Source organism: Metasolibacillus sp. FSL H7-0170, assembly GCF_038593115.1.
Taxonomy (GTDB): domain Bacteria; phylum Bacillota; class Bacilli; order Bacillales_A; family Planococcaceae; genus Metasolibacillus; species Metasolibacillus fluoroglycofenilyticus.
The window spans coordinates 2,475,408-2,496,210 of sequence record NZ_CP151964.1 but is presented as its reverse complement, the minus strand read 5'-3'; the positions used below and the strand labels follow the sequence as shown (position 1 = coordinate 2,496,210).

Sequence of the window (20,803 nt, the reverse complement as noted above, 5' to 3'; positions counted from 1 at the left end):
TTTACTCCTGTTCAGGATTTCGTAAATAATAGCCTACCCCTCGACGTGTCACAATCCATGTAGGATGGCTAGGATTGTCCTCAATTTTCTCACGTAGTCGGCGAATCGTTACATCCACTGTTCGCACATCTCCAAAATAATCATAGCCCCATACCGTTTGCAATAAATGCTCACGTGTCATTACTTGCCCAATATGCTTCGCTAAATAGTGAAGCAATTCAAATTCACGATGTGTTAACTCAATTGCTTCATCGCGCTTCAATACTAAGTAAGCATCTGGCTGAATCGTTAAAGAACCTACAACGATGTTGTTCGTTTCCTCTACAGCTTCCTCCGCTTGTGCAATTACATTTAGACGTCGCATATTCGCTTTTACACGTGCAATTAGCTCTCTTGTGCTAAATGGCTTCGTCACATAATCATCCGCACCCATCTCAAGACCAAGCACTTTATCAATTTCCGAGCCTTTTGCTGTTAACATAATGATAGGGAAATTATATTTCTTTCGCACCTCTCGGCAAACTTCCATCCCATCACGCTTTGGTAGCATAATATCTAAAAGCATTAAATCCGGCTGCTCTTCCTCGACCTTTTGCAGCGCCTCATCACCATCATAGGCACAAATAACGCGGTACCCCTCTTTAATTAAGTTAAATTGCAAAATATCTGCAATCGGCTTTTCATCATCTACAACTAAAATTGTCTTTTCCATCTATATCGTCCTTTCACTTTTGGAATGTTCATTTATCCCGTATTAACAGGCTGTAAGACCCCCACTTCAAAACAGCAGGTAAAACCAAGGTGTTAAAGTGGGGAATCCAACAGCCTGTAAAAACCCGACTGGTGAAACTACCAATCAGTGGGGATAAGGCCCCCACTGATTGAAGACTCACTTTATCTATATTTACGATTCTAATATTCAAAATAGTATATAGGAAGGTTTCTAAAAAAACTCCTTCATTTTACTGTACCATGCTTTGCGATTTCGCGCATTAAACAGATATTTCATTTTGAAAATTGCCCAAAATTATTTCCCGAGAAATAATTGATTTTGTCGAAAAATAATAGCATTGTAACTATAATAAAAAAACTGTAGGAATTTGATTTCCTACAGTTTTTATTATTTTAAATATGATAATGGATTGACTACTGAGCCATTTTGATGCACTTCAAAATGCAAATGTGTGCCTGTTGAGTTACCTGTTGAGCCCATAATACCAATTGATGAGCCTTGTGCAACAACTTGTCCAACTGTTACATCAATTTGTGAAAGATGTGCATAAACTGTTTCATAGCCATTATTATGATTAATCACAATTTTATTGCCATATGTGCCGTCCCAGCCTGTAAATGTTACAACACCATTATCAGATGCTTTTATTGTATAGTTAGATGGGCGTGCGATATCAATACCACGGTGGAATTCCCCCCAACGACTGCCCATATGACTTGAAATATAGCCGCCGTTTGTAGGCCATGCAAATGTGCCTGTACCGCGTGATGGGATTACCTTTGTACCTACAACTACAACGCGACTCGAAGGCTCCGAAATAACGTTTTCATCTTTAACAGCGCGCTCTGTGCGTCTACCATTTTCCGTAGTAATTAAGTAGGTTACCTCTTTTTTACCATCTGCACCTTCTTGCTTCACTACTTTTTCACCTTTAAGCATTGTTTCATCTTCTTCAACAATTTTAGCATGGTCGATTGCTTCTACTTTGAATTTTTCTTCAACAATTTTTACTGTAACAAATGGCTTATTAACCGTCACATTTAATTCTTGACCAATTTGTAAAACAGTCGATGTATCAATTCCTGGATTAAGCTCCATTAGCTCAGCAATTGTTAGGCTGTGCTCCTTTGCAATAGAGCCTAATACATCACCCGACTCAATGACATATTTTTGTTGTTCAAGCATTCCTGTTTGTAAAAGCTGAACTGCTTCATCAACATTTAAAATTTCATTTGGTGTTACTTTCGTTTCCTCACCATTTATTTCAGCAGATAAAGAAATTTCTACTATACGTGTTTCATCATCCTGTAAAGCGGGTAATTGAGCAGTAGTAGGCTGATTAAGTGCTTCTAGCTCCCCTTCAGATACATATTGAAGCTTTAATTGCTTCTGTACTTGTTCAAGAGCTTCTGCACTTTCTACGTAAGCGATTGTTTCTCCATCAACAACCAATGAATGAGCGTCTGCTTCTACAACTAAAGCAGCCTCTAGCTTTGCTAATGTTTCTCCATCATTAGCATTTGCTTCAAACACCTGCTCTGGGATGATTTCAATATTGGAATGTGCATCAATCGCTATTCCAACATATTGTCTACTTGCTTGCTGTTCTTTTTTAGCAAGCAGCTCTTCAACTGCTTGAGGATTTGAGACAGCGCCTATGTAATCTTTATTTGCATATATATGATATATCTTACTAAATGTAGCATTTGCCTCTGCTTCTTTAATAAAACCAAAGGGTATCACTAATGTAGAAAGCAATAAAGCGGTTACTGCTACTTTTTTAATTTTTGTAGATGGTTTTTTTACTAGGCTATTTAGCTGTCTATGAGCGTCTTTTGCTGTATTCCATTTCGAACTCATTGTAAAGCCCCTTCCAAAATCTCTCCTAAATACATATAGGACTATTTTCAGTGTAAAATCACACTTTTACACTTTAACATACTTTTTAGTCCATTTGAACTGTTTAGTTATTTTGTAATGAAACTGTATTATTTCGAAAACTTTGTTACATTCCAATTATACGGAGTTGCCCCAAAATCAGGGCTTTACCTATTTTTTGGGGACATTATTAATAATGTTCGAGCAAAGATATCATTAGATAAAATAAGAGGAAGGAGTTGTCCGAAAAGTCCATTTTGTTTTGACACCGCATTGAAATAAATGTTTTCATCGCTTCCCTTTTACAGAGGGATAACACTGATAAAACCAATGTTTATCCCATTTTTAAAAGAGGCGTTTTCTGTTTATATGAATCAACATTTTGTGAAACATCATCGCTACTGTCCAAAATGCGGGCTATACACGGCTTTTTGGACAGCCCCATTGACTTTAGCAGACTTTATTTGAAGTTAAAATAAGAAGTGAAAATCAAATTTTCAATGCACTTGTAGAGCGAGGTTGCTTTTGGAATAGGGCACAGAAAAAAGCCGATTTGCTACAAAACTTTTGTGATACAAATCGACTTTTTAAATTGCTAAACTTTATAAAAAAGTAGGAGTTTCATAATATAAATTAGCAGGTGTATTGATTATCCTTTATTTTACAAAAACAACCTAGGAAATTTGTTGATTTCCGTTGTGGGGGACGCTTTCTGTAGGCACGGCTTCAACTAATTTATTTCGGTTGTCACCAAAATAAATGGATTTTCAGCGTGAGGCCAACAGGATGTTGGTCATGGAGGCGTTGCCGCAGGACGAGGCGGTTTTAGCCTCCCTATACTTTGTCCTGCTGGAAGGCTTTGCTTTGCGACGAGTAATCGCAGGAGCACTCGCCCTCTGCACTCCAATCAACAAGTAAATCCTTTATTAACAGTGCATTCTCTACCTTAAAACACACGCATTAATATTCAATATTTTCATAATCAACACGCCTGATAAATTAGTATTCTGGAGGTGCTTCATATTGCGACCAGTCCACATTGAGGAATTTATTGAATTCCTTTTTAAATGCTAGTGTCACCGTTCCGGTTGGACCGTTACGTTGCTTTGCGATAATAATTTCAATCATATTTTTACTTTCAGATTCTCGGTCATAGTAGTCGTCACGATAAAGGAATGCGACAATATCAGCGTCTTGCTCAATCGAACCAGATTCACGTAAGTCACTCATCATTGGTCGCTTATCTTGACGTTGCTCTACACCACGAGATAGCTGTGATAATGCAATGACAGGAACCTTTAATTCACGCGCAAGCCCCTTTAAAGAACGTGATATCTCCGATACTTCCTGTTGACGGTTTTCTCCTGGACGCCCACTACCTTGGATAAGCTGTAAATAGTCGATTAAAATCATACCAAGCCCATGCTCCTGAGCTAAACGGCGACATTTCGCACGAATTTCATTAATGCGTACACCCGGTGTATCATCAATAAAAATACCAGAGCTTGAAAGGCTACCCATCGCCATTGTAAGCTTACCCCAATCCTCTGCTGAAAGTGCACCTGTACGCAATGCCTGTGCATCGATATTTCCCTCTGCACAAAGCATACGCATAACGAGCTGATCTGCCCCCATCTCTAAGGAGAAGATTGCTACATTTTCGCGTGCCTGTACCGCGACACTTTGTGCGACATTTAATGCAAAGGCAGTTTTCCCTACAGATGGACGTGCCGCTACGATAATTAAGTCATTACGTTGGAATCCGGCTGTAATATTATCTAAATCACGGAAGCCTGTTGGGATACCTGTTACATCGCCTTGTCTTGACTGCAATTTCTCTATATTATCAAATGTGTCGACAAGAACGTCCTTTACATGTTTAAAGTCACCCGCATTTTTTCGGTTGGCTACTTCCATCATTTTTTTCTCAGCTTCAGCTAATAATGCTTCTACCTCATCTTCACGCGTATAGCCATCCTGCACGATTTTCGTTGCCACACTAATTAAACGACGCAACAATGCCTTCTCTTCTACGATTTTTGCATAATGTGCGATATTCGCAGCAGTTGGTACGGCATTCGCTAGCTCAGAAATATACGATAGACCACCGACATCCTCTAGCTCTTTTTTTACGGAAAGCTCCTCTGTAACAGTAACGACATCTATCGCCTTTCCTTGATCGCTTAATGTCAGCATTGTTTGGAAAATAATTTGATGTGCACGACGATAAAAATCTTCCGGTATTAAAATTTCGGATGCTGTAATCAGTGCTTGCGGCTCGAGAAATATCGCACCAATAACCGATTGCTCTGCCTCATGATTATGCGGCGGTACACGGTCTATCATAGATTCGTTCATCTAACTGCTCTCCTTATTCAGCAATAACATGTACTTTCAATGTAGCCTTTACTTCTTGGTGAAGCTTTACTGGTATATTCGTATAACCTAAAGAGCGAATACCGTCGTTGCACTCCATTTTTCGTTTATCAATTTTAATATTATGTGCTTTCTGCAATTCATCTGCAATTTGCTTTGTTGATACAGAACCGAAAAGGCGTCCGCCTTCTCCTGACTTCGCTTTAATTACTACTTCCAATGCTTCGATTTTATCTTTCAAATCTTTTGCTGCTTGTAGCTCCGCAGCTGCATTTTTTTCTTCCAATCTTTTTTGACCTTCTAATTGGCTTAATGCTTGATTGTTAGCCTCTACTGCATAACCATTTTTAATTAAAAAGTTTTGTGCATAGCCATCTGCTACATTTTTAATTTCACCTTTTTTTCCTTTACCTTTTACATCCTTTAAAAATACAACTTTCATTATTCATTACTCCCTTCCATTACTTCTGCAATAGCATCCATTAAATAATTTCTTACTTCATCTATTGAATGTGCCTCCACTTGCGCTGCCGCATTCGTTAAATGTCCTCCGCCACCAAGCTTTTCCATAACGAGTTGGACATTCGTTTCACCTAATGACCTAGCGCTTATTCCGATTAAGCCATCTGCTCGGTGTGCAATCACAAAGGAAGCTGATACATCTTTCATTGTCAATAAAATATCTGCTGTTTGAGCGATAATTACCGAATCATAAACACGCCCATCTTCCCCGTTAGCAATTGCAATGCCTGGAAAGGCGAATTTAACTGTTTGCACGATTTTTGAGCGTTCGATATACGTATCGACGTCCTCTTTTAATAGCTGCTGCACTAAAATAGTATCGGCTCCATGTGTCCTTAAATAAGAGGCCGCCTCAAATGTTCGTGCACCCGTTCGTAGCGTAAAGCTTTTCGTATCAACAATAATGCCAGATAATAACGCCGTTGCCTCTAATGGGGTAATCTTCTCGTTTTTTGGCTGGTACTCTAGCAGCTCTGTTACAAGCTCGGCTGTCGAAGATGCATATGGCTCCATGTAAACAAGTGTCGGATTCGTCACAAACTCCTCTCCTCGACGGTGATGGTCTATGACAATGACTTTATCTACTTTATTAAATAGGCGTTCATCAATAGTTAAGCTCGGCTTATGTGTGTCAACAATAACTAATAATGATTTTGGGGTCATTTTAGCTAATGCTTCCTCTGGCGAAATAAAATGTTGATAAAAATCAGACTTATCAGCGATTTCCGTCATGAGTCGCTGCACACTGCCATATAAATCATCAAAATTAACGACAATATAGCCATCAATTTTATTCATTTGCGCCATTTTACGTACACCAATTGCCGCACCAATTGCATCCATATCAGGTTGCTTATGTCCCATAATGAAGACTTGGTCACTTTCTTGGATTAAATCCCTTAGCGCATGTGAAATAACACGAGCTCTTACACGTGTGCGCTTTTCAACAGGGTTCGTTTTCCCTCCATAGAAACGCAATTTTCCACTTGGCTGTTTGATTGCTACTTGGTCGCCACCTCGCCCTAATACTAAGTCTAAGCTAGATTGTGCTAGCTCTCCTAATTCGACCAATGAGGAGGAACCTGCACCAACACCAATACTAAGTGTTAGCGACATGTTTTTTTGCAAGGTACGCTCTCTAATCGTATCTAAAATCGCAAATTTCTTTACTTCAAGCTCAGATAAAATAGATTCATTTAGCACGGCTAAAAAACGATCAGAAGATACCCGTTTCACATAAATTCCATAGTTTGCTGCCCATTCATTAACAATCGATGTAACCATTGTATTTGTTAAGCTACGCGTTTGGTCATCCATTGCCTGTGTTAGCTCATCATAGTTGTCGATAAATAAAACAGCAATAACTGTGCGATCCGCAAAATATTGTGTTTCAATCTCTACTTGCTCTGTCACATCAAAGAAATACAATAGTTTTTCTGTTTCTTTATAGTAGGTTCGATATTTACGTTCATCAATTGTCACCGTCAGCTCTCGCTTCTCCTCTGGCTGCATAATGCTATACAGCTCCTCAGAAATCGTAAACAGCTCTTCCCCAATTAATGAATCTCTGTTCAAAATATTTAGCATAAATGGATTTGCCCATTCGATATTGTAATCCTTATTGATAAGTACAATCCCTATCGGCAATTCCAAAAAGGCTTCCTCTCCCACCTTTTTCATTCGAAAGGAAAGCTTTTCAATATGCTTTTCTGTCTCAATATACGCTGTCTTTTCCATTTTCCAAACGTAAAATAGTCCGCCTAGTGCTACTAAAATATAGGCAAGCGCTACCCACACATTCCATAAAAATAATAAGATAGCTGCCACTAGCACTAACAAAGATATAAGAAAAAGCGGATAGCGAATTAATCGTTTTCTAAACATATCCATTGTCAACAGCTCCTTATTTTTTCTGGATTTTGTCCTTCATATACTCACGTATATTAAAGCCCAAATCGATAATACCGAGCAAAATAATAAATGAATAGAGCGGCAATGCAATCAGCACAACTAGACCTTTTAAAAAGCCCGGCGATTTGTATTCATCTAATAGGAAAAAGATAAACGATAAACCTTGCAGCGTTAATAGTAACCACAGTACAACAGAGGCATTAAGTACAGCAACATATAAAAATGTTCCTACTTCTGGTTGCACAAATAAATTAATAGAAAGAACGATTAAGTAATACCACAGCACAGCTCTTGGCAAACGCATCATTTTAAAGGATGCAAATTTCGGTACATCAATCCCAAAGCGCTTTAATAGCGGCAGGTTGATGGAAATGAGTACAAAAGTTAAAGCAAAAACAGAAATGGTAATCGTAGATGGCATAGCCACCTCCATCATGCGGAACATTTCATCTAAACTTTCACGTGTAAATGCCTCCTGCATTGGAAATTGCTCAGCAACTTTAAGTGATTGTTCATAACTTGTTTTTGCAATGTCTAAGCCAAGCTTCACAAAATCTAGATTAAAAAAATTAACAAGTGCTACATATAAAAAGGCAAATGTAAATAAGAGTGCTATACCAGTTGACATAAATAGGAATAGTTTACTTTTATTCGTTCGTATTGCATCACCAACTACTACACCTACCACTGCAAAAATGACCGATGTCAACAACATAATAATGCCACCGTAAATAAATGTAATAGCGCTGGCAATAATAGCGATAGTAATTGCATTTGCCCTATTATGCGTTGCAGCAAGCCATGCAATTGGCAGAGGTGCAAACCCCATTGCTACTATACTGACAATCGGTACATAAAAGGCAATCAGCATAATAATTGTAAATAGAACAATTGCAATGCTACCTTGCACTAATTTTTTCGTTTGATTATTCGGCATGAAGAACCTTCCTTCTATCATCAAAACTTTTGCATATTAAATAAGTATGTAAGTAAAGACGCTAACTATTAGCGTTCCACTTTCTCATTATTCTATTGTATCATTTTTTTATGCTACAAACAAAGTACGAAAACGAACGTGTGATTGGTTTAAAAAGAAATATTAATGGAATATTCTAATTTTTACACACTAAATAGAGATGTGAAATTCCGTAATTAGAAGTAATAAAATAGTTAATTATTCCAGAGATTTGTTGGTTGTTATGAAGCAATACAAGCAGCGATTTGAAGTTATCTAGAAGATTTTATAAAGAATCAAAAGCAGGTATAAACAGCAGCTGCCATTCTAATATAAAGTGGATTAACAAGTAGAGTTGAACCAAAAAACTCCGTCTCTTTTTGAGGCGAAGTTTTTTAATTTTTACATAGGGAGATTTAATCAAATGAAAGTCGAAAAGAATATGTACAAAATAGGAAAATTTACTTTATTAAATATCAGCTATGTTAACAGCGATAAGCCAAGTATTCTATGCAAATTGTGTACAAGTAATCCACCCATTTTTATTTACAGACATTAGTTTTTTATAACGTCTGTATACTTTCAATGCTTTGCCTTTTAGCAAAATGTTACCTCTCAATGGCGACATGCATACAATGTAGCCATTGCTTCTATCATGATGAAAAAACACAGCCCACTTCCAACACCTATTGCTGCGGATAGCCTTTTCTCTCTTTTTGTTGTTCATTTTTGAAGCATCTGTAAAGCCTCCTTCATGGTTAATTACGATAAATCATACGCATATTCGTCATCGGCTTCGCTTCCACCGTGCCGTGCTTTGTAAAATAGTCCGCAAGTAACTCCGTCATATCCGTTTGGATATCTTTGACAACCGGACACGTTTTAAAATAATCAAAATTTCCTGCACCTGTCGCTCGGTAACTATTCATCACAACATGATAGTGTTGACTCAATTGCAGTGGCTGACCTTGGAAAAACACAGAAACAACACGTTGACCAGCAGGCTTTGTTAAATCAATTGTGTAGTCGATGCCACTCCACAAATCATAATTATATGGCTGCTCCTTAGGATATTTAAATGCTTCACTAATAGTAGGCTTGTCATTTTCCATTGTAAAATAAGTAGCGGATTGCTCTAATGCTGCGACGATATACCTGCCTTCAACGGATAATACCTTCAATGTATTTGGATAAATATAGTTTGTGACAATATCGCGCATCGTTACATCATTTTGAAAGCCTGCACATGTATCATTAAAAATCGAGGCGCAAGAAATCGAAGCACCCGTTACTTCCATTTGCACCCGATTAACCAATTCCACATAAGAGTGTCCCTTAAGACGCGCTTCAAATGTGTCATGGATAGCTAAACTCCCTGTGATTTTGCCAATGCGCTGATCCAGCCATTTCTCCGTTTTTTCATATAAAGGGGTAATGATATTTTCAATCTCTACATTTAATGGAATCGTTTCATCCAAATAAATTAGGCTAGATGATGTGCGCTGTAAAATGCCTTCATTATTGAATAGCAACTCCACTTTGCCAAGGCAAATCCCTTTCGTTCCTGATTGTACAACAGCTTTTCCAAATAAATGTAACGCTAACTCCCTGTGCTGGTGTCCAGTAATGACAACATCTACTCCTTCTATTTCTTGACAAAGCTGATAGCCAATATTTTCTCGTGATTCCTCTAACCGTTCACCTGTCTGTAAATCTGCTTCAAAGCCACCATGATACGCGACAATCATCACATCTATTGCAAATTTTTCACGTAGATTAGCTATCTCCTGTTGAGCCGACGTAAAAGCATCCTCAAAAATAAGCCCTGCAATATGTGCTGGTGCTTCCCAATAAGGCACAAATTGTGTCGTAATCCCAACAACAGCAATCTTTATCCCTTCAATCTCCTTAATCATAGAAGGCTGTGTAAAGTAATGTCCCCTCTCATCTTTAATATTTGCTGCAAGCCACGGAAATTGGGATTGCTCGACGATGGTCTTAACCGTATGTAAACCATAATTAAATTCATGATTGCCAAAAATTGCGGCATCATATTGCATTGCATTTGCTACTTTTATCATTTGGTTATGGTAATGTGGATCAACTTTTTGTTCATAATAAGTCATTGGACTGCCTTGTATAAAATCACCGTTATCAATTAATAATACCGCACTCCGTTTACGCTCCTCTTCGATAATTGTCATGAGCTTCCCTAGTCCCATTGGTAACACCGACTTGTTTGAAAAGTCTGTCGGCATCACATAACCATGAATATCGCTTGTCACCAAAACAGAAATCTTTTTCATACAAACACCTCATTTCTTAATTAGCTACATTTTAATCTTATCTTCCACTTTTTGAAAATTTAAATCTTTGTAATTCCTTAATATCTTATTTACATTCATCTTTTATAATCGAGTGGCACAACAATTTTAGGAGGAAAATTTATGAAAAAAATGTTTTGGTTGGTATGTTTGCTCGCAATCAGTATGATACTTGTTGCTTGTAATGGCAATGAAGGGGATGAATCGTCTACAACAGATGATGCCAATACAAATGCTTCTTCAACAGATAATACACAGGCAACAGAAGCAACTGCAACAAAATTGGAAAAGCTATCAATTGCTTTCGTACCATCACGTGACCCACAAGAAATTATTACTGCTACAGAGCCGTTAAAAGAATTGTTAACAGCAGAGCTTGCTACATTAGGCTATGACGTTGATAAGGTAGACATTACAGTAGGTACAAATTATGAAGCTGTCGGAGAGGCATTATCTGCAGGTACAACAGATATTGGCTTAATTCCTGGTGGTACATATGTGCTGTATGATGATGGCGCTGAAGTCATTTTAACTGCAACACGCTCTGGCTTAAACAATAATTCGGACGATCCAACAGAGTGGAACAATAATAAGCCAACAACAGCAACAGCCGATCAAGCAACATCTTATCGCGCATTATTAATAGCTGGTCCATCAGCTAAAGGTCGAGAGCTAGCTACTAAAGTCAACAATGGCGAGGACTTAACATTCGAGGACTTAAATGGTGCAAATTGGAATGTCATGTCTTCCTCATCACCTGCTGGCTATATCTATCCAGCGCTATGGTTAAATGAAAAGTTTGAAAAGACCATTACGGATTTATCCAAAGTTGTACAAGCGGATTCTTATGGTAATGCCTTTGGTCGTCTAGCTGCTGGTCAAACAGATGTACTTGTCACATATGCAGATGCCCGTCGTGATTTTGAGGATGTATGGACAACGGACTTTGAACGTTCTACAAGCATTTGGGATGAGACAGATGTACTGGGTGTTATGCCGGCAATTTATAACGATACGATTAGCGTGAGTAAACATTCCAAAATTATGGATGACAAATTAAAGGCTGCGTTGCAACAAGCATTTATTAATATTGCTAACTCAGATGCTGGTAAAGAAGTTATCTCTATTTACAGTCATGAAGGCTATCAAATCGCAAAAGACACTGACTATGATAATGAACGTAAAGCACAGCAATTAGTCCAACAATTAAGCAATTAATGATGTCACAATAGCGGAGTTGTCCGAAAAGTCTATTTTTTTTGACACCGCATTGAAATAAATATTTTTATCGCTTCCCTTTTACTGAAGGATAACGCTGCTAAAGCCAATGTTCATCCCATTTTTAAAAGAGGCGTTCTCTGTTTATATGAATATTTTGCGAAACATCATCGCTACTGTCCAAAATGCTGGCTATGCACGGCTTTTTGGACAGCCCCATTTTTATATAAAGGTAGGTGTAACACAATGATTGAATTTCAATGTGTACATAAAAGTTATAATAACGGATTTGTCGCATTAAAAGATATTAATCTTAAAATTGAGCAAGGAGAATACGTAGCTGTCATTGGCTTATCTGGTGCTGGTAAATCGACACTGATTCGCTGCATTAATCGAATGCACGACATTACGGATGGTTCATTACAAGTCAATGGTGTAGAAGTATCCACATTGAAAGGACAAGAAATACGTACATTGCGCAGAGGCATCGGCATGATTTTTCAATCTTTTAATCTCGTATCGCGCATGTCGGCACTAAACAATGTCCTCGTATCATTTGTGCCCGACATGCCATTCTGGCGAAAAGCGCTTGGCATATTTACAAAGCAGCAAAAAATAGAAGCACTTGAAGCACTTGATCAAATGAAGATTTTAGATAAGTCATTTACGCGTGTTGATCAATTATCAGGTGGACAGCAGCAGCGTGTCGCCTTAGCACGTACGCTTGCACAGAAACCACAGATTATTTTGGCAGATGAACCTGTTGCCTCACTTGACCCAGTCACAGCGCAACAAGTGATGTCTGATTTTCAACGAATTAATGAAGAACTGAATATGACGATAATTATGAACATTCATCATGTAGAGTTAGCACTCGAATATGCAACAAGAGTTATTGGTATTCGCAATGGAGAAATTGTCTATGACGGCCCTGCAAGCGCTGTAACAGAAAACGTATTGAACCTCATTTATAACGGCAAATTGAAAGAGGAGCTGACGATGGTTTGAACATCATAAAGACAAAATCAATGACATTAGGCAATGGGAAAACAGTCACATTTAAACGCTCCAAAGCGCCATGGATTGTGCTTCTATTGCTTTTTTCCTTGTATTTTTCAATCCAAATTACAGGCTTTAGTATTATTGTTCTGATTGAACGTATCTATCAATTTTGGAAAATTGTTGGGGAGATGATACCACCGAACTGGTCTTATTTAGACCGATTATGGCAACCGTTATTTGACACCATTAAAATGTCCTTGCTTGGCTCACTTCTCGGAGCAGTCTGTGCATTACCAATCGCTTTTTTAGCCTCTTCCAATATGATAAAAAGCAAATGGCTTGTCGTAGCCAGCAAGTTATTCTTAAGTCTATTACGCACCCTACCTACATTAGTAGCCGCTTTAATCGCCACATTCATTTTTGGTATTGGTACGATGGCAGGTACGGTCGCGATTTTTTTATTCACCGTCGCTTATGTTGGCAAACTTTTATATGAACAAATTGAAAATACAGATTTAAAGGCTTTTGAAGCAATGCATTCAATGGGGCACTCTACGTTTTCAGCATTCCGTTATGCAATATTACCTCAAATTTTGCCTAACTATATTTCAACCGCGCTGTTTTGCTTTGAAGGAAATGTACGCTACGCTGCCATTTTAGGTTATGTTGGGGCTGGTGGTATCGGCTTACTGCTAAATGAAAGCTTAGGCTGGCGCAACTATGCAAATGTCGGAATGATTTTGCTGCTGCTTGCGGTAACAGTCTTTTGTATTGAAACACTTAGTGAACATTTCAGAAAGAAATTAATGTAGGAGGTGACTGCTTTGCATGCAATTGAAAAACAGCTCATCAATGAACCAAAATATACAACGAAAAGCATCATCTCTATTATGATTTTAGCCGCGTTTCTACTATGGTCTTTATCCGCTATTAACCTTTCAAATATGACAGAAAACGGATTCTCGATTGCCAAAAATATTATGCTTGGGATTTTATCACCGAATACCGAGCTATTATTTACATGGAGCACAAACGGCATACCGTACTTGCTATTAGAAACAGTGGCGATTGCCTTTCTAGGAACAATTGTCGGTGCGATTTTAGCTATACCGCTTGCTTTTTTATCAGCATCCAACATCGTAGCAAAGCCAATTGCTTTTCTTGTTCGATTAATACTAATTGTTATCCGAACAGTCCCTGCAATTGTTTATGGTTTAATGTTTATTCGTGTAACAGGGCCTGGTCCTTTCGCAGGTGTGCTGACAATGGCTTTGGTATCAGTTGGTATGCTGTCTAAGTTATATGTCGATGTTATCGAGAATTTAGAAACTAGTATTTTAGAATCGCTGGAATCAATGGGCTGCACTACTTATGAAAAAATTCGTTATGGTATTATTCCGCAGCTATCCGCTATGTTTATATCCATTGTCATTTATCGATTTGATATGAATTTACGAGATGCTGCCGTTTTAGGATTAGTTGGTGCTGGTGGCATTGGAGCGCCGCTTATTTTCGCTATGAATGGCTATAAATGGTCAGAAGTTGGTTCGATTTTAATTGGTTTGATGATACTCATCTTATTTATTGAGTTTTTATCAAATAAAATTCGCAACAAGCTTGTAAGGGGGTGATGCCGTACTTACTATAGCTTTTTCGCAGTATCCATCTATAGCTAACAAGGAGGAGAAAAATGAAAAATTTTGTAAAGTCTTTACTCATTTTTACTGGATTGATTGTCTTTCTTTACGCAGATTTGAGCTATGTAACAGCAGAGGGACCAAATGACCCCGCTCCCATTATTTACCCAGCAAATCCAAATGGCATGAAAGTGCTATTTGACAACAGTCACGGACAAACGGCTGGGCAATCGGATTGGGTAATTGACGGCGCTTTTTCAGATTTTGCGAATGCGCTAGCGAATGAAGGGTATGTTGTAAAAGAGCATAGAAGCACGTCGCCATTAACATTGGCTGATTTAGATGATTACGATGTCTTCGTTATACCAGAGGCACAAATTCCATTTAAAGCAGCAGAACAACAAGCGATTGTCGATTTTGTTGAAGCAGGTGGTGGCGTATTCTTTATCTCCGATCACTATAATGCTGACCGCAATTTAAATCGTTGGGATTCAAGTGAAATTATGAATGGTTGGCGCCGTGGTGCATATAATACCCCTACATTAAATATGTCTGCATCTGAGATTAGTGCAATGGCTGGTGTCACAAGTTCACAATGGCTAAGCAATGAGTTCGGTGTAGAGTTTCGCTATAACGCGTTAGACCATACAAAAGCTAATGTAGTTGTTCCGTCATATGAATCATTCGATATTACGACAGGTGTATCGGCCGTATCAATTCATGCTGGCTCTACATTAGCGATTACCAATCCATCGCTTGCCAAAGGTATCGTTTATTTACCTACTGGCTTAACACCAACAGCAAATAGATGGAATAACGCGATTGACCAAGGCGTTTATGCCAACGGAGGCATTGCAGAAGGACCATTTGTTGCCATCAGTAAAAAATTAAATGGTAAAGCTGCATTTATTGGTGATTCTTCACCTGTGGAAGATATTACACCTAAATATCGCAATGAAGAAACAGGCGCTCTGAAAAGAACATATGACGGTTTTATCGCAGACGATAATGCTACATTACTTGTTAATATTATTCATTGGCTTGCTACCCAAGAAAGCTATCACACATTAGCAAATACAACTGTTACGCTTGATGCTGTCACACCATTATTACCAATGGAATTGCCAGCAAATTCTATAGAACCGGCTTTTGAGCCTTGGCGCTTACCAACATCGGGTTATCTATGGTACGACCAATCAACATTTGCTGCTGGTTCGTACGGCTCATCGATTAGTCCACCAGCAACTTTAACATATACTTTAGTTACACCTACTGTATTAGATACTACTGGCAATCCATTTGATGTAACGGTGGCTATCAGCGGCTTAGCACCTAATGAAACAGTAACAGGTTTAAGAATGCAAGTGTATCTAGCAGGCGGGACAGCTATTTCTCAAATTCAAAATCAAAATGGTTCTTGGCCTTCAGGCTACGGCTATCAGGAGATTGGAACGATTACGGCTAATCATAATGGCATCGCAACTACAACTGTCCATATGCGTCTCAATCCAAATGTTACAGAAACAAATGCAACTATTCGTTTACGAGCAACAGATGGAACGAATTTAATTACACAATCTGTATTACTTGGCACACCTGAAACACCTGTAGAACCTGAGCCATCAACTGGTGAAACACAAACACTGACAAATGGTAACTATAAATTCATTTTGCCAGCCATACTTCCGAAAAATGGTGAAGCATTTCCAGTACAAGTAGTGATACAGAAATTGGCAGCTAATACTACAATTACAAACGCACAAGTTCAATTTTATTTGAGCAATGGGACAGGCATTTCTCAAATTCAAAATGCCGATGGTTCTTGGCCATCTTCCTATGGCTACTTTAATGTAGCTAATTTAACGGCTGATAGCAGTGGGACAGCTACTAAAAAAATAATGATGCGGATTAATCCAACTGTCACAGCCTCAACAGCAAATATCAGATTACGTTTAGGTTCAGGCAATAATGTGTTAACAGCAACTATCCAGCTCCCTTAATCACTATCAGAAGCACAAGTTTTCTACATTGTTGAAAACACTTCTACCAATGAAATCCCTGTGAATTTCCGCAGGGGTCTTTTTGAATTATTCCAAAAGACCTTCTAGAATTATATATGAAATGAAGTTCAATCCACTTCTTCCAACTTTGGAAGCATAAAAAAAGTACAACAAAGGCTTTGCAACCAATGCTGTACTTTTCATAATCTTATTTATCTTCTGCTACGAATGGAAGTAAAGCCATAATACGTGATACTTTGATAGCTGAAGTCAATTTACGTTGATACTTCGCGCTTGTACCAGTTACGCGACGTGGTAAAATTTTACCGCGCTCAGAGATGAATTTCTTTAAAAGATCAACATCTTTATAGTCGATGTGCGTAATATTATTAGCAGTGAAGTAACAAACTTTACGGCGTTTGCGGCCTCCGCGACGTTGTGCTGCCATTAGCGTTGTCCTCCTTTAGTTTATTTTTCTATTGGACGTGAAGCATTAGAACGGTAAATCGTCCTCTGAAACTTCGATTGGCCCTTTGCTATTTGCAAATGGGTCCTCATCCATACGTGTATAATTTTGCTGATTTTGTGGTGGCTGCTGCTGTTGATAAGAACCAAATGGATCTTGTGCAGGAGCACCGCCATATTGCTGGTTATTATAGTTTTGTTGCCCTCCACCATAATTGTTACCGCCATATGGCTGATTTTGCATACCTTGTGATGCGCCACCGCTACGTGGTTCTAAGAACTGTACTGCATCTGCTACAACATCTGTTGTATAAACACGTTTTCCGTCTTGTCCTTCATAGCTACCTGTTTGAATGCGACCTTCAACGCCAATTAAGCTCCCTTTACGCATAAAGTTTGCTAAATTTTCGGCTTGTTTACGCCACGCAATACAGCCAATGAAGTCAGCTTCACGCTCACCTTGTTGGTTCGAAAATGTTCGGTTTACAGCGACTGTAAAGCGAGCCATAGGAACTCCACTTGGCGTATAACGAAGCTCTGGATCTTTTGTCAGTCTGCCTACTAGTACGACACGGTTAATCATCGGTACACAGCCTCCTTTTCAGCATTATGGTTAAAAATTATTTATCTTCTTCGCGAACAGCGATATGACGGATAATGTCTTCGCTAATGTTAGCTAAACGAGTGTACTCATCGATTGCTTGAGAACCAGCGTTTACTTTCACGATTTGGTAGAAACCTTCGCGGAAGTCGTTGATTTCGTAAGCAAGACGGCGTTTACCCCAGTCTTTTGCTTCGATGATTTCAGCACCGTTTGAAGTTAAGATTTCGTTGAAACGCTCTACTAAAGCTTTCTTCGCTTCTTCTTCAATGTTTGGGCGTACGATGTACATTAATTCATACTTTCTCATCTTTGTTTTGCACCTCCTTATGGACTTGGGCTCTCCTACTAAATAGGGAGCAAGGAGCAAGTAACTTGTATTACTCACATCTTTGAATTATAGCATGTTTTAAATTTATGTGCAATATATTTTCAAACAACGATTGAGTCAAGTATTAGATGAGCTACTAGAATATACAATAAACTGAGAGTAGCGTATAGCTGCTCTTTTATTTTCAAAAAAATAAAAGTGACTTATAATAAGAGGGGTGGAAATTGTTTGTACGATTTATGCAGAGTTTGATATGACAAGCGTGTCAGTGGCAACCGAGTATTACCAAAAGTCAGATTACTAGGTAAGACGCTGACTGAAGTTCGACTACAAACTATTTAAAGGGGTTTATGCTGATGATGATACCAGATTCAATACAGCCATCAATTTTTTATGTTACATTTGCTTATTTTATTTTTTTATGCCTATTTGTTTTCTTTAGAGTTGTCGTTTTTAATTTCGCTTTAAAAACGATTAAACGCCCTCTAAGTATTGTTTACGATATTTCTCTTTTCGTTATTACAACAATTTGGTTCTTTTATCTACATTCACAAGACTTTATTTATTACAGTTATGATTCGCCGATATTATTATTTGTTAGTTTTGCTTATTTCGTTTCAATATTCGATTTCATATATAATTATTTTTTGTATAAAAAGGCAAACTCCACGAGTTTATAAACTCGTGGAGTTTTATTTTTATTTAGCAAAATTCCAAGGTACATATGCAACATAAGAAAATTTTGTTAACTTTCTTTCGGACTGGTAATTACCATTTTTATCAGTAAAACCAATTTCAGTATACGTAGTTTTGATGATTGCACCACCTGATGAATCAGCCGATACATTGACATCTATTTTATCTCCGATTTTTGGGAATGGGAATGTTACTGTACTCGTATCCCATACTTGTGAACCAAAGAAAACAGAAATAGTACTTCCAATAAATTTGAGACTTCCCGCAAGAACTGCAACAAGAAGAACGATTGCTTCTCCGTTTTTCGCTTTTTGTACGGATGCCGCATCATGAACAAATGTAGGGTTATTATGTGAACCATACATTTTCACAGTTGGGTAAATCACATGTGAACCAATAGCTGGTGATGCTAATGTTAAATCTACTTTAAATTCACCATACCATGGTACATCAATTGTAATATTATCACTTTTCACACTTCGATTATAACTCTTACTAAATACTCTTTGACCGTCACCACCACGAGTCACTGTTAATGTTGCCTCGTAAGGTAGAGTAGCTGACCACTGAATTTGTAATTTACGAGTCGCTGTTCCAAACCCTACTTGTATTGCTGTTAAACCGTAGTTTGCCATTTTATATTCCTCTTGTCTTTTTTATTTATTTTCAAAAGCAATTAAATTACCTAGGATGATTGCTTTCTATAATCTAAAGGGAGATAAATAATTGTTTTGACAACCTTAGTGAAAAATATTTTTATGTTTGATTTAAAGCTCGTTTTGAGCTAGTTTTTCAGTTTCTACTAATTCAAAGAACGAAGGTGCTTCTTTGAATTTTTTTGTTTGGATGGTTTGAATAATCATTAAGCAAATTTCTTGTTTGAGGTCATCACGTTCTTGTGGACGAGTATGACGTAAAACGGCATGAATTTTAGGTTGTAACATGTCTAAAATCTCTTGTTGGAATGATGTGTTATTAACTTTTGTATTGGGCAATTAGTTCCCTCCTTATAATCTGCTTCCCAGAATTGCCTAAGTTATATGTATACCAAGCGCGGCTATATGTTAGAATTTGATAAAACGAAAGGGGGCGTAACATGAAAAAAATACTGATTACTTTTATTATATTATTTATTTTAGTAGGGTGTTCAAATAAAGAGAACACTAGTCAACAATCAAGCAGTGACAATGAGGATAAATTGAATGTATTAACTAAACAAAATGAAGAGCTAAAAAAGCAGCTTGAAGAAAGACCGAATCTTACTTCCGACCAATTAAGAGAAACGATGAATCTTTCTTTGAAAATCATTCGAGCGATGGTGAATTCAGATTATAGTTATCTTGAAACAATTATAGATTCTAATGTGACAATTGATTTTGAGAAAAAAATTTTTATATTCGAAAATGGGCATGAACAAAATTTTTTGCAGTCTATTGATTACAACATTTTAGAATACCGATTCCATCATTTAGAAAATAATATTATAACAGTCGGTTTTGGCCAAAATAATGCCGCCATTTATTTTGATTTTTCACAAAAAAATGGGGAGTATTTATTAAATTCATTTATCACCAATTAAATTCTAAATAATTATCAATATAGGAGTGGTCCTGTGACAGAGAAGCAACCTGTAATAATTGAATTAAATATGAAGAAAATTGCGAGGCTTAACTTTTGGCTAACGATTGGCTTTATCGTTTTCTTTACTATTATATATAAATTAATTTATGGACAAACGAATTTTTCACTTTTAGCAATGCTGGCAATGGCTGTTTTATATATTATTTTTATCGTTTTACACGAGGTATTTCATTTAATAGGCTTTATGATTTTTGGCGGAGCAAAGTTTAAGGAACTTGATTACGGTATTAATTTAAAGCTTGGTATTGCCTATGCGACAACAATTAAGCCAATGACAAATAGTGCAATGAAAAAGGCTTTGCTCCTCCCTTTTTGGACAACGGGCATTTTGCCGACTGTTGCTGGTCTTTATATAGGAAGCTTCACACTCGTGATAACTGGTGCATTATTAATCGCGGGAGCTGTTGGCGATTTCGCCATGTACAAAGAGTTACGTCCATTTCCAAACGATGCACTTGTCAAGGATGACCCCGAGTTACCAAAGCTATATGTGTATGAAACGAGAGTATAATG

At 37.7% G+C, this 20,803-nt stretch carries 19 protein-coding genes; 7 read left to right on the top strand and 12 right to left on the bottom strand.

Annotation, left to right across the window (positions count from 1 at the left end; all coding sequences use genetic code 11):
* Window position 1: 1 nt before the first annotated feature.
* The 7 genes from yycF to MHH70_RS11545 form a co-directional block, all read right to left on the bottom strand.
* Complete coding sequence (yycF, locus tag MHH70_RS11575; protein WP_342471547.1) at window positions 2-712, bottom strand: response regulator YycF; 711 nt, start codon at window positions 710-712, stop codon at window positions 2-4.
* A 408-nt stretch (window positions 713-1,120) separates the two neighbouring features.
* Window positions 1,121-2,593 (bottom strand): M23 family metallopeptidase, encoded by a 1,473-nt coding sequence (locus MHH70_RS11570; protein WP_107943554.1) that lies wholly within the window; start codon window positions 2,591-2,593, stop codon window positions 1,121-1,123.
* Between the two features lie 1,017 nt (window positions 2,594-3,610).
* Complete coding sequence (dnaB, locus tag MHH70_RS11565) at window positions 3,611-4,969, bottom strand: replicative DNA helicase (protein WP_107943555.1); 1,359 nt, start codon at window positions 4,967-4,969, stop codon at window positions 3,611-3,613.
* A gap of 13 nt (window positions 4,970-4,982) precedes the next feature.
* Complete coding sequence (rplI, locus tag MHH70_RS11560) at window positions 4,983-5,429, bottom strand: 50S ribosomal protein L9 (RefSeq protein WP_107943556.1); 447 nt, start codon at window positions 5,427-5,429, stop codon at window positions 4,983-4,985.
* Window positions 5,429-7,399 carry a DHH family phosphoesterase gene (locus MHH70_RS11555; RefSeq protein ID WP_066168561.1) on the bottom strand — a complete coding sequence of 657 codons (1,971 nt, stop codon included), beginning with the start codon at window positions 7,397-7,399 and terminating at the stop codon, window positions 5,429-5,431. The genes rplI and MHH70_RS11555 overlap by 1 nt, the downstream gene beginning before the upstream one ends.
* A gap of 13 nt (window positions 7,400-7,412) precedes the next feature.
* The gene (locus MHH70_RS11550; protein ID WP_342471546.1) at window positions 7,413-8,357 is read right to left on the bottom strand and encodes a DUF2232 domain-containing protein; all 945 of its coding nucleotides are present in this window, start codon (window positions 8,355-8,357) and stop codon (window positions 7,413-7,415) included.
* A 776-nt stretch (window positions 8,358-9,133) separates the two neighbouring features.
* A complete protein-coding gene (locus MHH70_RS11545) occupies window positions 9,134-10,681 on the bottom strand; it encodes a bifunctional UDP-sugar hydrolase/5'-nucleotidase (protein WP_342471545.1) in 1,548 nt (515 codons plus the stop codon).
* A gap of 141 nt (window positions 10,682-10,822) precedes the next feature.
* Here MHH70_RS11545 and MHH70_RS11540 point away from each other — a divergent pair, with 141 nt between their 5' ends.
* The 5 genes from MHH70_RS11540 (at window position 10,823) to MHH70_RS11520 (ending at window position 16,556) form a co-directional block, all read left to right on the top strand.
* A complete protein-coding gene (locus MHH70_RS11540; RefSeq protein ID WP_342471544.1) occupies window positions 10,823-11,917 on the top strand; it encodes a PhnD/SsuA/transferrin family substrate-binding protein in 1,095 nt (364 codons plus the stop codon).
* 246 nt (window positions 11,918-12,163) lie between these two features.
* A complete protein-coding gene (gene phnC / locus MHH70_RS11535) occupies window positions 12,164-12,925 on the top strand; it encodes a phosphonate ABC transporter ATP-binding protein (RefSeq protein WP_107943560.1) in 762 nt (253 codons plus the stop codon).
* Window positions 12,926-12,945: 20 nt separating this feature from the next.
* The gene (gene phnE / locus MHH70_RS11530; protein WP_342473197.1) at window positions 12,946-13,731 is read left to right on the top strand and encodes a phosphonate ABC transporter, permease protein PhnE; all 786 of its coding nucleotides are present in this window, start codon (window positions 12,946-12,948) and stop codon (window positions 13,729-13,731) included.
* A gap of 12 nt (window positions 13,732-13,743) precedes the next feature.
* On the top strand, window positions 13,744-14,550 hold the full coding sequence (gene phnE, locus MHH70_RS11525; protein WP_107943561.1) for a phosphonate ABC transporter, permease protein PhnE: 807 nt from the start codon (window positions 13,744-13,746) through the stop codon (window positions 14,548-14,550).
* 59 nt (window positions 14,551-14,609) lie between these two features.
* A complete protein-coding gene (locus MHH70_RS11520) occupies window positions 14,610-16,556 on the top strand; it encodes a DNA-binding protein (protein WP_342471543.1) in 1,947 nt (648 codons plus the stop codon).
* Between the two features lie 208 nt (window positions 16,557-16,764).
* Here MHH70_RS11520 and rpsR read toward each other — a convergent pair whose 3' ends face one another.
* The 5 genes from rpsR to MHH70_RS11495 all read right to left on the bottom strand — a co-directional run bounded on the left by rpsR (window position 16,765) and on the right by MHH70_RS11495 (window position 19,644).
* Window positions 16,765-17,004 (bottom strand): 30S ribosomal protein S18, encoded by a 240-nt coding sequence (gene rpsR, locus MHH70_RS11515; RefSeq protein ID WP_066168550.1) that lies wholly within the window; start codon window positions 17,002-17,004, stop codon window positions 16,765-16,767.
* 45 nt (window positions 17,005-17,049) lie between these two features.
* The gene (gene ssb, locus MHH70_RS11510) at window positions 17,050-17,604 is read right to left on the bottom strand and encodes a single-stranded DNA-binding protein (protein ID WP_066168546.1); all 555 of its coding nucleotides are present in this window, start codon (window positions 17,602-17,604) and stop codon (window positions 17,050-17,052) included.
* Between the two features lie 37 nt (window positions 17,605-17,641).
* A complete protein-coding gene (rpsF, locus tag MHH70_RS11505) occupies window positions 17,642-17,932 on the bottom strand; it encodes a 30S ribosomal protein S6 (RefSeq protein ID WP_066168544.1) in 291 nt (96 codons plus the stop codon).
* Window positions 17,933-18,651: 719 nt separating this feature from the next.
* Window positions 18,652-19,284 (bottom strand): hypothetical protein, encoded by a 633-nt coding sequence (locus MHH70_RS11500; RefSeq protein ID WP_342471542.1) that lies wholly within the window; start codon window positions 19,282-19,284, stop codon window positions 18,652-18,654.
* 132 nt (window positions 19,285-19,416) lie between these two features.
* Window positions 19,417-19,644: a hypothetical protein gene (locus tag MHH70_RS11495; RefSeq protein ID WP_342471541.1), complete on the bottom strand. Its 228-nt coding sequence runs from the start codon at window positions 19,642-19,644 to the stop codon at window positions 19,417-19,419.
* Between the two features lie 101 nt (window positions 19,645-19,745).
* Here MHH70_RS11495 and MHH70_RS11490 point away from each other — a divergent pair, with 101 nt between their 5' ends.
* A complete protein-coding gene (locus MHH70_RS11490) occupies window positions 19,746-20,228 on the top strand; it encodes a hypothetical protein (protein WP_066168541.1) in 483 nt (160 codons plus the stop codon).
* Between the two features lie 33 nt (window positions 20,229-20,261).
* On the top strand, window positions 20,262-20,801 hold the full coding sequence (locus tag MHH70_RS11485) for a DUF3267 domain-containing protein (RefSeq protein ID WP_342471540.1): 540 nt from the start codon (window positions 20,262-20,264) through the stop codon (window positions 20,799-20,801).
* The last annotated feature ends 2 nt before the right edge of the window (window positions 20,802-20,803 follow it).